The organism is Enterobacter cloacae complex sp. 394F7 (assembly GCF_057320385.1).
Window position 1 is genome coordinate 292,644 of sequence record NZ_JBXWCS010000002.1, and the last position, 12,810, is coordinate 305,453.

The 12,810-nt window shown below is 54.7% G+C and carries 11 protein-coding genes; 5 read left to right on the forward strand and 6 right to left on the reverse strand.

Annotated features, from left to right (window positions below; genetic code table 11):
* Positions 1 to 161: 161 nt before the first annotated feature.
* From prc to AC2FAK_RS03870, 3 genes are all read right to left on the reverse strand, one after another.
* Complete coding sequence (gene prc, locus AC2FAK_RS03860) at positions 162 to 2,210, reverse strand: carboxy terminal-processing peptidase (RefSeq protein ID WP_013096119.1); 2,049 nt, start codon at positions 2,208 to 2,210, stop codon at positions 162 to 164.
* 19 nt (positions 2,211 to 2,229) lie between these two features.
* A complete protein-coding gene (gene proQ, locus AC2FAK_RS03865; RefSeq protein WP_023620460.1) occupies positions 2,230 to 2,916 on the reverse strand; it encodes an RNA chaperone ProQ in 687 nt (228 codons plus the stop codon).
* A gap of 96 nt (positions 2,917 to 3,012) precedes the next feature.
* Positions 3,013 to 3,510 (reverse strand): GAF domain-containing protein, encoded by a 498-nt coding sequence (locus AC2FAK_RS03870; RefSeq protein ID WP_013096117.1) that lies wholly within the window; start codon positions 3,508 to 3,510, stop codon positions 3,013 to 3,015.
* 132 nt (positions 3,511 to 3,642) lie between these two features.
* Between AC2FAK_RS03870 and yebS the strand changes: the two genes are divergently transcribed.
* The 4 genes from yebS (at position 3,643) to AC2FAK_RS03890 (ending at position 9,392) form a co-directional block, all read left to right on the forward strand.
* Positions 3,643 to 4,926 carry a membrane integrity lipid transport subunit YebS gene (yebS, locus tag AC2FAK_RS03875; protein WP_038984489.1) on the forward strand — a complete coding sequence of 428 codons (1,284 nt, stop codon included), beginning with the start codon at positions 3,643 to 3,645 and terminating at the stop codon, positions 4,924 to 4,926.
* Positions 4,895 to 7,528, forward strand: coding sequence for a PqiB family protein (locus tag AC2FAK_RS03880; RefSeq protein ID WP_170942730.1), 2,634 nt, complete (start codon positions 4,895 to 4,897; stop codon positions 7,526 to 7,528). The genes yebS and AC2FAK_RS03880 overlap by 32 nt, the downstream gene beginning before the upstream one ends.
* A gap of 76 nt (positions 7,529 to 7,604) precedes the next feature.
* Positions 7,605 to 9,047, forward strand: coding sequence for a 16S rRNA (cytosine(1407)-C(5))-methyltransferase RsmF (gene rsmF / locus AC2FAK_RS03885; RefSeq protein WP_038984486.1), 1,443 nt, complete (start codon positions 7,605 to 7,607; stop codon positions 9,045 to 9,047).
* A gap of 105 nt (positions 9,048 to 9,152) precedes the next feature.
* Positions 9,153 to 9,392, forward strand: a complete 240-nt coding sequence (locus AC2FAK_RS03890) for a YebV family protein (protein ID WP_013096113.1) — start codon at positions 9,153 to 9,155, stop codon at positions 9,390 to 9,392.
* A 33-nt stretch (positions 9,393 to 9,425) separates the two neighbouring features.
* Here AC2FAK_RS03890 and pphA read toward each other — a convergent pair whose 3' ends face one another.
* Entirely contained in the window at positions 9,426 to 10,070 is a 645-nt protein-coding gene (pphA, locus tag AC2FAK_RS03895; RefSeq protein ID WP_095454548.1) for a protein-serine/threonine phosphatase, read from the reverse strand.
* A 166-nt stretch (positions 10,071 to 10,236) separates the two neighbouring features.
* On the opposite strand from pphA, the gene AC2FAK_RS03900 reads away from it, so the two are divergent.
* Complete coding sequence (locus tag AC2FAK_RS03900) at positions 10,237 to 11,178, forward strand: VirK/YbjX family protein (RefSeq protein WP_095454549.1); 942 nt, start codon at positions 10,237 to 10,239, stop codon at positions 11,176 to 11,178.
* 406 nt (positions 11,179 to 11,584) lie between these two features.
* Here AC2FAK_RS03900 and AC2FAK_RS03905 read toward each other — a convergent pair whose 3' ends face one another.
* Both AC2FAK_RS03905 and copD read right to left on the reverse strand, forming a co-directional pair.
* Positions 11,585 to 11,923, reverse strand: a complete 339-nt coding sequence (locus tag AC2FAK_RS03905; protein WP_013096105.1) for a YebY family protein — start codon at positions 11,921 to 11,923, stop codon at positions 11,585 to 11,587.
* A 16-nt stretch (positions 11,924 to 11,939) separates the two neighbouring features.
* A complete protein-coding gene (copD, locus tag AC2FAK_RS03910) occupies positions 11,940 to 12,809 on the reverse strand; it encodes a copper homeostasis membrane protein CopD (protein WP_095454550.1) in 870 nt (289 codons plus the stop codon).
* Position 12,810 lies beyond the last annotated feature (1 nt).

Genomic DNA, 12,810 nt, shown 5'->3' on the forward strand with positions numbered 1-12,810 from the left:
CACTATGCGATTACCCACATCGTATGGGTATTGTGGCTATTTTCAAGCATACGAAGGGCGTAAGTCACCAGAAAGACACAACTTTACACAATTGGAAATCTGCCTGACGGAAGGATGCAGAACAAAAAGAAACAGGCACAATTTCTTGTGCCTGTTGGGGATTATTTTGCCGGAGCGGGTTGCTCGGCGGGCCTGGCTTTTTCGAGTTTCGCCAGGTCAAGAGCGATATGTACCGTCTCGTCCAGGTACGGATCCGGCTCCTGGTAATCTTTTGGCAGATCGTCCAGTTTCTTGAGCAACGGTTTACCTTCACGTTTGAAGCGATCGTTGATACGCGCCAGACGCGTTGCGTCATCCTCATTGTTCTCTTTCTCACGCTGAGCGTAGTTCAGAGAAACAATATTCCGTTTTTCTTTCAGGGCATTAAAGCGGGCAATGTCCTTCATGATGTACTGGAATTCAGGATCTTTCGCGATGCGTTCGTTGTGGTCTTTCAGTAGCTCCGGACCAAACTGGGTCATATCACCGGCTTTCACGTAAGTCGCGGCATTGATGCTATCCCACGGCAACGCGTTATCTTCAAACTTCTCACCGGTTTCCGTCTCTTCCGTGCCTGTCGGCATCATGATGTCTGGCGTCACGCCCTTACGCTGCGTACTGCCGCCGTTCACACGATAGAATTTCTGAATGGTGTACTGAACAGACCCCAGCGCAGGCCATTCCGGACGCAGCATCTGATCGTAAATACGATTCAGAGAACGATACTGCTGGACGGTACCTTTACCGAACGTCGGCTCACCCACGATCAGCGCGCGACCATAGTCCTGCATTGCAGCGGCAAAGATTTCTGACGCTGACGCACTGAAGCGATCGACCAGCACCACCAGCGGGCCTTTGTAGTAAACCACGCCATCATTGTCGGCATCTTCACGCACTTTACCGTTGTTATCGCGCACCTGCACGACCGGGCCAGACGGGATAAACAGGCCAGACAGAGAGACAGCTTCTGTCAGCGCCCCACCGCCGTTGCTGCGCAGATCGATGATCACGCTGCTGACGTTCTGCTTCTCAAGCTTCTGCAGCTGCACTTTCACGTCATCGGTCAGCCCTACGTAGAAGCCAGGGATATCAAGTACACCCACCTTCTCTTTACCAACGGTTTTCACCGACATTTTCACCGCGCGGTCTTCAAGACGAATACGCTCGCGGGTCAGGGTTACGATACGGGTTTTGGTGCCTTTCCCGGCAGGCAGAATTTCAAGACGAACTTTGCTGCCTTTCGGACCTTTGATCAGCGCAACCACATCGTCCAGACGCCAGCCGATGACATCAACCATGTTCTGCCCGGTTTGGCCTACACCGACAATGCGATCGCCTACGCTTATCGCTTTGCTTTTTGATGCCGGGCCACCCGCAACCATGGAGTTGATCACCGTGTAATCGTCGTCCATCTGCAGCACCGCGCCGATACCTTCCAGAGACAGGCTCATTTCGGTATTGAACTGTTCGGTGTTACGCGGGGAGAGATAGTTCGTATGCGGGTCGATTTCGTGGGCAAAGGCAGTCATTGCCAGCGAGAAAACATCTTCGCTGTTGGTTTGTGCCAGACGACGAATGGCAAACTTGTAACGGCGCGTCAGCGTGTCACGGATCTCTTTCTCATCTTTGCCAGTGAGCTTGAGGCTCAGTTCGTCGTACTTCACTTTGCTGTCCCACAGGGCGTTCAGCTCGGCTTCGTCTTTCGGCCAGGGCGCTTTGCTGCGGTCCAGATTAAAGGTGTCGTTGCCGGTGAAGTCCATCGGACGTTCCAGCACTTTCAGCGCATATTGATAACGTTCAAAGCGGCGCTTTTGTGCCAGGTTATACAGATCGTAGAACAGATCCAGCTTGCCGGAACGCAGCTCATCACCGACGTCGGATTTACGTTTGGCGAACTGCTCGACATCGCTGGCGAGCAGTACGTTATGGCTGTAATCCAGCAAGTTCAGATAGCGGTCGAAGATTTTGGCCGAAAAGGCCTGATCGAGATCGAACTGACGATAGTGCGAACGGGTGAAGCGTGACGTCACACGCTCGCTCACCGTCGCGTGCTGCGTCTCTTCCTTGAGAACCGGAATTTGATCAACACGCGTAATATCGTCCACTGCGAAAGCATGACCTGTTATGGCAAACAGGCCCGCCAGCGCGGTGAGCTTAAAAAAAGTGTTCATGCCAGGCTTGGCCTCCGTTTCAGAACAACAAGTGTTCTGCGCGTACAATCATTGACATACCAGAAGTCAGCTGTACACGAACGCCATCTTTGGTGATTTCCATAACGGTGGCGTCCATTGCATTGTTACCCGCTTTTACCTTCAGTGCCTGACCGACGCTCAGGGCGTTGATGTCTGAAACCGGAGTGTGGCGCTGCTCTTCACGAGGCGCGCGCGGGGCTTTAGCTGCTGGTTTGTCAGCACGCGGTTTGCGATCGTTATTTTCGTTGCGACGCGGTGCAGGACGCGGTTTACGCTCACGACGAGGCGCTTCTTCCTGGCCGTTTGCCGCAGCGGCTTCACGTTTTTTCGCCTGCTGTTCTGCACGTTGTGCCTGAACGCGTGCTTTGGCTTCTTCAAGCTGCTTACGTGCATGCTCGACGTGCTGCTCGTCCAGCTCACCACATGGGTTGCCGTCAAGATCCACGCGAGTCGCGCCCGGTTTGATACCGTACAGGTAACGCCAGCTCGAAGTATAAAGACGTAAGGCGGAACGCAGCTGAGTTTTGCTGAGGTTCATTTCCCCCTCAACGCGTGCTACCAGATCCTGAAAAATACCGACTTTCAGGGGACGAGCTTCGCCTTCAGCGCTGAAGCACTGTGGGAAACGCTCGGCCAGAAATGCGATAACTTCTTTACTGCTATTCAACTTAGGTTGATTTTCCATGAAATTTCCTGATTACAACGGACGTTGCCAACAAGCGCAGGCATGAACAGGCGTCATTATAATGACGCTATCAGTAAATGCTACGTTATCCGTTGATTATCCTGCGACGCTCGCAAAGAATTTTTGATAATCGGTTGCTGCAAGAACGTTTTCCAGATTCGCCACCAGCTCGCGCAGCCCCTGTTCGTCCTCGATTGTAAAGCGACTGAAGACCGTACTGTCGATGTCCAGAACGCCAATAATCTGATTTTTTACCACCAGCGGCAGCACGATTTCAGAATTACTGGCGGCATCACAGGCAATGTGCCCGTCAAACGCATGCACATCTTCCACACGCTGTACCTGATTCTCGGCGACTGCCGTGCCGCAGACGCCCCGGCCGACCGGAATGCGCACGCAGGCCAGTTTGCCCTGAAACGGCCCCAGCACCAGCGTTTCACCTTCCAGAAGATAAAAACCGGCCCAGTTCACGTCAGAGAGACGTTCAAACAGCAATGCGCTAGTATTTGCCAGAGTGGCTAAGAAGCTGGTCTCACCCGCCATCAATGCCTTAAAATCGCGGTTCAGATCCGCGTAGAATTCTGTTTTGTTCATTCTTCAATCACTTAGTTGTCTTACAAAATTACCGCATAGCCTATTAAAATAAGCATTAAATGCGCTCATGCTCAAGATGAATCCATTCATGAGTTATTATAACTTTCAACAATACCTATTTGTGCGCAACTGATGGCCTTAAAAACAACCAAAATCACGCCGACAAAAAAGATAACTGTCCATACGGTAAGCGCAGCTTTGCCTCGTGCACATTATCAGCGTTGCCCCCAGTGCGATACGCTTTTTATGTTGCCGAAAATGAAATCGCATCAAAGCGCCTTTTGTCCCCGCTGCGACGCCAAAATTCGTGACGGCCGCGACTGGTCATTAACCCGTCTCGCCGCCATGGCGGTCACCATGCTGCTGTTGATGCCCTTTGCCTGGAGCGAGCCGCTGCTGAAGCTCTACCTGCTCGGCGTGCGCATTGATGCCAACGTGCTGCAGGGGATCTGGCAGATGACGCGCCAGGGCGATCCGGTGACTGCAGCCATGGTGCTTTTCTGCACCGTTGGTGCACCGCTGGTGCTGGTCGCCGCCATTGCGTATCTCTGGTTCGGTAATATACTCGGCATGAACCTGCGCCCGGTGTTGCTGATGCTCGATAAACTCAAAGAGTGGGTGATGCTGGATATCTATCTGGTGGGCGTTGGCGTGGCCTCCATAAAAGTGCAGGACTACGCGTTTCTGCAACCGGGTGTCGGTCTCTTTGCGTTTATCTGTCTGGTATTGCTCAGTATCCTGACGCTGATCCATCTCAACGTTGAGCAGCTCTGGGAGCGATTTTACCCGCAGCGCCCCGCCACGCGCCCGGACGAAAATCTCCGGGTCTGTCTGGGCTGCCACTACACCGGGCTGCCCGATGCGCGCGGCCGCTGCCCACGCTGCCATATTCCCTTGCGACTGCGGCGCAACAATAGCCTGCAAAAATGCTGGGCCGCCCTCATCGCCTCGTTGATATTCCTGCTTCCTGCCAACATGTTGCCGATATCGATTATTTACGTGAATGGCGGGCGGCAGGAGGATACCATCCTCTCGGGCATTATCTCCCTTGCGCACAGTAATATTGGCGTGGCGGCAATTGTGTTTATCGCCAGTATTCTGGTGCCGTTTACCAAAGTGGTGGTGATGTTTACCCTGCTCATCAGTATTCACTTTAAATGTGAGCAAGGCTTACGTACCCGTATCCTGCTCCTGCGCTTCGTTACCTGGATTGGCCGCTGGTCGATGTTGGATCTGTTCGTGATTTCGTTGATGATGTCGCTGATTAACCGCGACCAGCTACTTGCTTTTACAATGGGACCCGCAGCTTTTTATTTCGGCTCTGCGGTGATATTGACTATTCTTGCTGTGGAATGGCTGGATAGCCGCTTACTTTGGGATGCACATGAGTCAGGAAACCCCCGCTTCGCCGACTGAAGCGAGAATTAAAACAAAACGCCGCATTTCGCCATTCTGGTTGCTGCCTGTCATCGCCCTGATGATTGCAGGCTGGCTTATCTGGACGAGCTATGAAGATCGCGGAAGTACCATCACCATTGATTTCCAGTCTGCCGACGGCATTGTGGCCGGACGTACCCCGGTGCGTTTCCAGGGGGTGGAAGTCGGTACCGTCCAGGATATCTCCCTTGGAAAAGGGCTGAATAAGATTCAGGTGCGGGCCAGCATCAAATCCGATATGCAGGACGCGCTGCGCAGCGAAACACAGTTCTGGCTGGTCACGCCAAAGGCCTCTCTGGCCGGGGTGTCCGGTCTGGATGCGCTGGTTGGCGGGAACTATATCGGTATGATGCCGGGTAAAGGTGAGCCACAGGATCACTTTGTGGCGCTTGATACGCAGCCCAAATATCGTCTCAATAACGGGGATCTGATGATCCACCTGCAGGCGCCGGACTTAGGGTCACTCAACAGCGGCTCGCTGGTGTACTTCCGTAAAATCCCGGTGGGCCGGGTGTACGATTACGCCATCAACCCCAACAAGCAGGGGGTGACTATCGATGTGTTAATCGAGCGTCGCTTTACCAATCTGGTGAAAAAAGGCAGCCGTTTCTGGAACGTTTCCGGCGTGGACGCTGACCTAAGCCTCAGCGGTGCGAAAGTGAAGCTTGAAAGTCTGGCCGCGCTGGTCAATGGTGCCATTGCCTTTGACTCCCCGGAAAATTCCAGCCCTGCCGCCGCAGATGACACGTTCGGTCTGTATGCCGACCTGGCGCACAGCCAGCGTGGCGTGATCGTCAAACTTGCCCTGCCCGATGCCAAAGGATTAAAAGCCGGTTCTACGCCGCTGATGTATCAGGGGCTTGAGGTCGGTCAGCTCACCAAAATGACGCTCAATCCGGGCGGTTCCGTAACCGGGGAGATGACGGTTGACCCAAGCGTGGTGGATCTTCTGCGCGAAAAAACGCGTATCGAAATGCGCAGCCCGAAACTGTCCCTGAGTGATGCCAGCATCAGCAGCCTCCTGACAGGCAGTACCTTCGAGTTGATCCCCGGCGAAGGCCAGCCCAGCAATACCTTTGTGGTTGCCCCGGCGGATAAAGCCCTGCTGCAAAAACCCGGCGTGGTGACCATTACGCTGAACGCGCCGGAAAGTTACGGTATCGAAGCCGGTCAGCCGCTGATCTTACACGGCGTGCAGGTAGGCCAGGTGCTGGAGCGGTCGTTGTCGGAAAACGGTGTGAGCTTCTCCGCCGCAATCGATCCGCAATACAGCAATCTGGTGCATGGCGACAGCAAATTCGTGGTTAACAGCCGCGTAGACGTGAAGGTCGGGCTAGACGGCGTTGAATTCCTCGGAGCCAGTGCGAGCGAGTGGGTGAACGGCGGGATCCGCATCCTGCCGGGCAATAAAGGCCCCGTCCGCGACAGCTATCCGCTGTATGCCAATCTGGATAAAGCGATTGAAAACAGCATGAGCGATCTGCCGACCACCACGCTGACGTTAAGTGCGGAAACGCTGCCGGACGTTCAGGCAGGCTCGGTCGTGCTGTATCGCAAATTTGAAGTTGGGGAGGTCATTACCGTTCGCCCTCGTGCAGACGCCTTTGATATTGAACTGCACATCAAGCCGGAGTATCGCAAACTGCTTACCCCGAACAGCGTCTTCTGGGCGGAAGGTGGCGCAAAAGTTCAGCTTAACGGTAGCGGGCTGACCGTGCAGGCCTCCCCGCTCTCTCGCGCGCTGCGCGGGGCGATCAGCTTCGATAATCTGCCCGGCGCGGGCGGCAATATGCGCAAGGGTGACAAGCGTATCCTCTTCCCGTCTGAAACCGCTGCACGTGCGGTTGGCGGGCAGATTACCCTGCACGCCTTTGATGCCGGGAAGCTGGCGGAAGGAATGCCTATCCGCTACCTGGGCATTGATATCGGACAGATCCAGAAGCTGACGCTGATCACCGCCCGCAATGAAGTGCAGGCCACCGCGGTGCTTTATCCGGAATATGTGCAGACGTTCGCCCGTTCAGGCACGCGTTTCTCCGTGGTGACGCCGCAGATCTCGGCCGCGGGCGTCGAGCATCTCGACACCATCCTGCAGCCGTATATCAACGTCGAGCCTGGCCGTGGCAACGCGCGTCGTGATTTTGAACTGCAGGAAGCCACCATCACCGACTCGCGCTATCTTGATGGTCTGAGCATTGTGGTAGAGGTACCGGAAGCCGGCTCGCTTAACATCGGCACGCCAGTTCTGTTCCGCGGTATTGAAGTGGGAACGGTGACCGGCCTGACGCTCGGGACGCTCTCCGACCGCGTGATGGTGGCGTTACGCATCAGCGATCGTTACCAGCATCTGGTGCGGAATAACTCGGTGTTCTGGCTGGCCTCTGGTTATTCGCTGGACTTCGGCCTGACGGGCGGCGTGGTGAAAACCGGTACGTTCAACCAGTTTATTCGCGGCGGTATTGCTTTCGCCACGCCGCCGGGTACACCGCTGGCGCCGAAAGCACAGCCGGGCAAACACTTCCTGCTGCTCGAAAGCGAACCTAAAGAGTGGCGTGAGTGGGGAACCGCCCTGCCGCGTTAATCTCAGGGCTCCGGTGTCAACGCGCCGGAGCCTTTATGTTACACTGCGCACCTGAACTTTTCCCTGTGGTGTGCCCGTGGCTCAAAACTCCGTATATCTTCCTGAACAATTCCTGGCGCAGATGCGCGAGGCGCTTCCTTCTCACCTCTCGTTAGACGATTTTATCGCCGCCTGTCAGCGACCGTTACGCCGGAGTATTCGCGTCAACACGCTGAAAATCAGCGTCGCTGATTTCCTTGCGCTGGTATCACCTTACCACTGGCAGCTCACGCCCGTGCCGTGGTGTGAAGAGGGTTTCTGGATCGAACGGGAGGACGAAGCGTCACTGCCGCTGGGCAGCACCGCCGAGCATTTGAGCGGTCTGTTTTATATTCAGGAAGCCAGCTCAATGCTGCCGGTTGCTGCGCTGTTTGCCGATGGCAACGCGCCTGAACGGGTCATGGATGTGGCTGCCGCACCCGGTTCAAAAACCACGCAGATTGCCGCCCGCATGGCTAACCGCGGGGCCATTCTCGCCAATGAGTTTTCAGCCAGCCGCGTGAAGGTGCTGCATGCCAACATCAGCCGCTGCGGCATTCAGAATGTTGCCCTGACGCATTTCGACGGACGCGTGTTTGGCGCCGCCCTGCCGGAAGCGTTTGACGCCATACTGCTGGACGCTCCCTGCTCCGGTGAAGGCGTGGTACGCAAAGATCCCGATGCGCTAAAAAACTGGTCAGTTGAAAGCAACCTCGACATTGCCGCAACGCAGCGCGAACTGATCGACAGCGCGTTTCATGCCCTTCGTCCAGGCGGAACGCTGGTTTATTCCACCTGCACGTTAAACCGTGATGAAAACGAAGAGGTCTGCCTGTGGCTGAAAGCGCAATACCCCGATGCGGTTGAGTTTCTGCCACTGAATGACTTATTTGCCTCTGCTGAAGACGCCATCACCCCGGAAGGTTTCCTCCACGTATTCCCGCAGATTTATGACTGCGAAGGTTTTTTTGTCGCCCGTCTGCGTAAAACTGCCGCCATCGCACCACTGCCCGCGCCAACATTTAAGGTCGGTAATTTCCCCTTCACACCGCTGAAGAGCCGTGAAGCAGAGCAGGTCACCACCGCAGCCCGCAAAGCCGGACTGAACTGGAATGACGATCTTCACCTCTGGCAGCGCGATAAAGAGATTTGGCTTTTCCCGGCGAACATCGAACCGCTTATCGGCAAAGTTCGTTTTTCCCGAATCGGGATCCGCCTGGCGGAGGTGCATAACAAGGGCTATCGCTGGCAGCACGAGGCGGTCATTGCCCTTGCCGGCACGGCTAACACCTTCGCGTTGACGCATCAGGAAGCTGAAGAGTGGTACCGGGGGCGCGATGTGTATCCGGAAACGGCCCCTTCTCAGGATGACGTTGTGGTGACGTACCAGGGATACCCGCTGGGACTGGCAAAGAAAGTGGGTTCGCGTCTGAAAAACAGCTATCCACGCGAACTGGTGCGCGATGGTCGCCTGTTTACCGGTAACGATCGCGCCGACTAAAAAAAGCGCACTTTTTTACTGGCGATTTTGCTCTCCTTGTCTACGATCAAAAATGGATGGCTGTACTGGTCATACCAGATTTTGACAACACACCCGGAGAGCATTATGACGAAAACCAGCGTGCGAATTGGCGCTTTTGAAATCGACGACGCAGAGTTGCGCGGCGAAACCCAGGGCGAACGAACGTTAAGTATTCCCTGCAAATCCGACCCGGATTTGTGTATGCAACTGGATGCCTGGGATGCCGACACCAGCGTTCCGGCAATCCTTGATGGCGAACATTCCGTCCTTTACCGCGAGCATTACGATAGTAAAACCGATGCCTGGGTCATGCGTCTTGCCTGACCAGAGAGAACCCGCCCGAAGGCGGGTTATTTATTACTGCAGCTGCGCCAGCGTGAAATAGCCGTCAAACACCGCGCCGGTATCAATGTAGTGCAGGTTGTCAAAATCATATCGCTTATCCAGCGGCGTATGACCAAACCAGAAGTGATCCGCCCCGCGAATTCCCTGCCCTTTTCCTGCCATAAACCCCATTAGCCGATCCCGATCCCACAGCACCCGCTCAGCGCTCACCGGCTGCTGCCAGCGATATTCCGCTGCCGGATAGTCAGCATGAGCAATGACATTCAGGCCGTTTGTGCAGGTTATCTCAATAATCAGCGGCAACTGTCGGCTCGCTTCTAACAGGGTCAGCGCCTGCTGCTGTTGCGAATCATCAAGCTGCGAGAACCAGCTTCCACCATTCATCAACCAGAGCGCAAAGTCGTTATTTTCCACGCTGTCGATTGCCATTTGCTCATGGTTCCCCCGGACTGCGCGAAACCATTTTTCATTGATCAGTTGCAGACACTTAACGCTGTCAGGGCCACGATCAATCAAATCCCCAACGGAAATCAGCAAATCCTCATAAGGATTAAAACGGCGGCGTTTCAGTTCGTCCAAGAGCCACTGATAGCAACCGTGTATATCGCTCACAACCCAGACGTGACGCCACTTTCCACCATCGATTCGCTGATACATAAGGCCTCCCTGAATAAGTATAGCTGCATCAGAAAATGCAAATATCAGCGCCGGGCATCACAAAGCCAAACAAACGCTAAACCAAACGGAAATAAACCTTCCCGCGCTATTAATCCCTTTTTATCGGGCCTTTAAAATAAGCGCTAAATAAAAGAGAGGTTTCAACGTGTCCAATACTCACCTGCATAACGATGTGCTCTATCCGCATCGTACACATATTATTTCCGACCTGGTCAACGGAAGATGCGTTCCGGGCCCCATCTGGAAAAAGCGTGAGTATCGGCTGAAATTCCTGTTACGCTCGCTTCTGTTCTGGTCTTCTACCCGACGCATGCTTGAGGCACTCTCTGGCCGGGATGACTTTGATCGACTGCTGGCCGCGCAAATCACGTTACCCAGTAAAACCCACCGCCAGTACTTGATGCGCAGCCTGAATGCCGGCGACCGTGCTGACGCGATCGTCAGCCACTACCACTGGATTGATGGTCTGAAAGACCCCCTACTCGCCCATGCACTGACCAGCTCTCAGGAGCAGCCTGTCGTGCAGTTCAGGGCTAAAAATGAGGTGCTCTATACCGTCAACGCCTCCTCCGCTCACAAAGCCGAGCGCGAAGGTGAAAGCACACTGTGGCTGCGCGATGACGAGAATACCTTGCTCGCAAGCCTGACCTTCACTGTTGCGCACAGCGCGGGACAACGGGTACTGGTGATCGGCGGTCTTCAGGGGCCTCGCCGTGGCGTCACGCGCGATGTGATAAAACAGGCTACCCGCGCCTGCCACGGTCTGTTCCCAAAACGCGTACTGATGGAAGTGATTTTCCAGCTGGTCGCACAGTCAAACATCCGCGCCATCTATGCCGTCAGTGATGAGGGCCATGTTTTCCGCGCGTTGCGTTATCGCCTGAGCAAAGGCCGTCATTTCCACGCCAGCTACGATGAGTTTTGGGAAACCCTGGACGGTAAGAAACGCTCGACCTTCTGCTGGCAGTTGCCACTTGAGATGGCGCGCAAATCCCTGGACGAGATTGCCAGTAAGAAACGGGCAGAATATCGCCGCCGCTTTGAGCTGCTTGATGAAATTAAAACGGCCATTAACGCCCGCTTTTAACCCTGCGTCTTGCTTTTGCCAACCACACACAAAAATTTAACAAAACCGTCAAAAAGGGCTGGACTTCCGCCTGCCGTAGTGTGGTATGGTTGAAGGCGGTTCACTGGAAGTGTCCCTTCTGAGAGAGTCGATAAGTGGATTTTGTCGTTACTTTCAATCAGATAAAAAGAGACCGAATACGATTCCTGTATTCGGTCCAGGGAAATGGCTCTTGGGAGAGAGCCGTGCGCTAAAAGTTGGCATTAATGCAGGCTAAGTCGCCTTGCCTTTTAAGAATAGATGACGACGCCAGGTTTTCCAGTCCACAGCTAAAGCGGCCGGAAAAAAAGCGTCAAAACATCAATAAATATGAAAAACCGCAGTGCTTTCGCAAGCCACTGCGGTTTTTTTTACTGGAAACCGAAAGCTAGCAGAGCTTGTCAGCCCGTTCGATAAACGGCGCCAGGCTCATTTTCTGCCCCGGGCTGGACGGGTCGTCAATCTGGATAACGCTGATGGGCTGTCCGCTGCTCTTACCGCTGGCGACCTGCTGTTCGGCCGCGTCGTTTAACGGGTATTGCACCAGCGTGCTTGGGTTGATGGCATACAGCGCATGACCCGGACGGCAGGTCAGCATCACCTCTTCACGATTGAACGCCCATTTATCCTTACCCACTTCAAAACGGCTGACGGTAATAACCTGTGGTGCCGCCAGTGCGCTACCCGTGCAGGCCAACAATAAGAGAGAAAGTACTGTCTTTTTCATATGCTTTTTAACCTTGTCAAAAGGGTTCCCAGGTCGCGAACAGGCTGACTGTTGCCAGCACCAACGCCCCCAGCACCACCTCTGCCAGTGTCATCCTGATAAAAATCTGTTGTTCGCGCCCGATGTTGGCACCAAACCGTGGCACCAGAAAATACCGATTCACCAGCGCAATTACCACCATCAATGCCACCAGCGCACATTTGAACAACAATAGTTGCACGTAGCCCGTGTGCCAGGGCAGCGTAATGCCCAGAATAAAGAGCCCATTGATCGCGCCGGTAAGCACTACCCCCGCTACGGCATAATGCCCCACGCGAGAGAAGCGCATCATGGTGTAAATTGCCGCAACCCGCCAGCGCCCTTTCGCCAGATGCATGCAATACAGCAGCGGCAGGAGACCGCCAACCCAGGTGGCGGCACAGAGCAGATGCAGAGCGTGATTGATACGCTGTAACGCCCCCGCTGCACCGTCGTTCATTGCCGCATGCCCTACGCCTGCCAGCAGGACAAATTGCCCCATGGCGAGCAGCAAGAGGCGCGATCCTTTCTGGGGCGCAAGCCAGGCGACACAGGCCGCAATTGCGCCCAGGATAATTTGCCACAGCCACACGCTACCAAACTGCGTTGCCAGCACGCTCTGCCAGACGTTCGGGTTAAACACGTCTGCCCAGCCGTTACCCATGAGCCCCGCCTGAATCATGAACATCAGCATGGCTGACGTCAGACTGACCAGCGCCGCAATCTGCTGCTGCACCTGAAAACGACAGGACATCAGACGGTACAAAGAAGACGGCGCGAACCAGACGCTATACAGCGCATTACCAAAAATCAGCATCAGCGCGCCGAAATGGATAAAGCGCAACCCCACGTAGATGAAGGCCAGCATA

Bases quoted from the DNA above. Each gene is read 5' to 3' on its own strand.
- copD (WP_095454550.1), bottom strand. From the start codon at position 12,809: ATGCTGGCCTTCATCTACGTGGGGTTGCGCTTTATCCATTTCGGCGCG.
- AC2FAK_RS03870 (WP_013096117.1), bottom strand. From the start codon at position 3,510: ATGAACAAAACAGAATTCTACGCGGATCTGAACCGCGATTTTAAGGCA.
- AC2FAK_RS03890 (WP_013096113.1), top strand. From the start codon at position 9,153: ATGACGAAAACCAGCGTGCGAATTGGCGCTTTTGAAATCGACGACGCA.
- AC2FAK_RS03880 (WP_170942730.1), top strand. From the start codon at position 4,895: ATGAGTCAGGAAACCCCCGCTTCGCCGACTGAAGCGAGAATTAAAACA.
- AC2FAK_RS03905 (WP_013096105.1), bottom strand. From the start codon at position 11,923: ATGAAAAAGACAGTACTTTCTCTCTTATTGTTGGCCTGCACGGGTAGC.
- pphA (WP_095454548.1), bottom strand. From the start codon at position 10,070: ATGTATCAGCGAATCGATGGTGGAAAGTGGCGTCACGTCTGGGTTGTG.
- proQ (WP_023620460.1), bottom strand. From the start codon at position 2,916: ATGGAAAATCAACCTAAGTTGAATAGCAGTAAAGAAGTTATCGCATTT.
- prc (WP_013096119.1), bottom strand. From the start codon at position 2,210: ATGAACACTTTTTTTAAGCTCACCGCGCTGGCGGGCCTGTTTGCCATA.
- yebS (WP_038984489.1), top strand. From the start codon at position 3,643: ATGGCCTTAAAAACAACCAAAATCACGCCGACAAAAAAGATAACTGTC.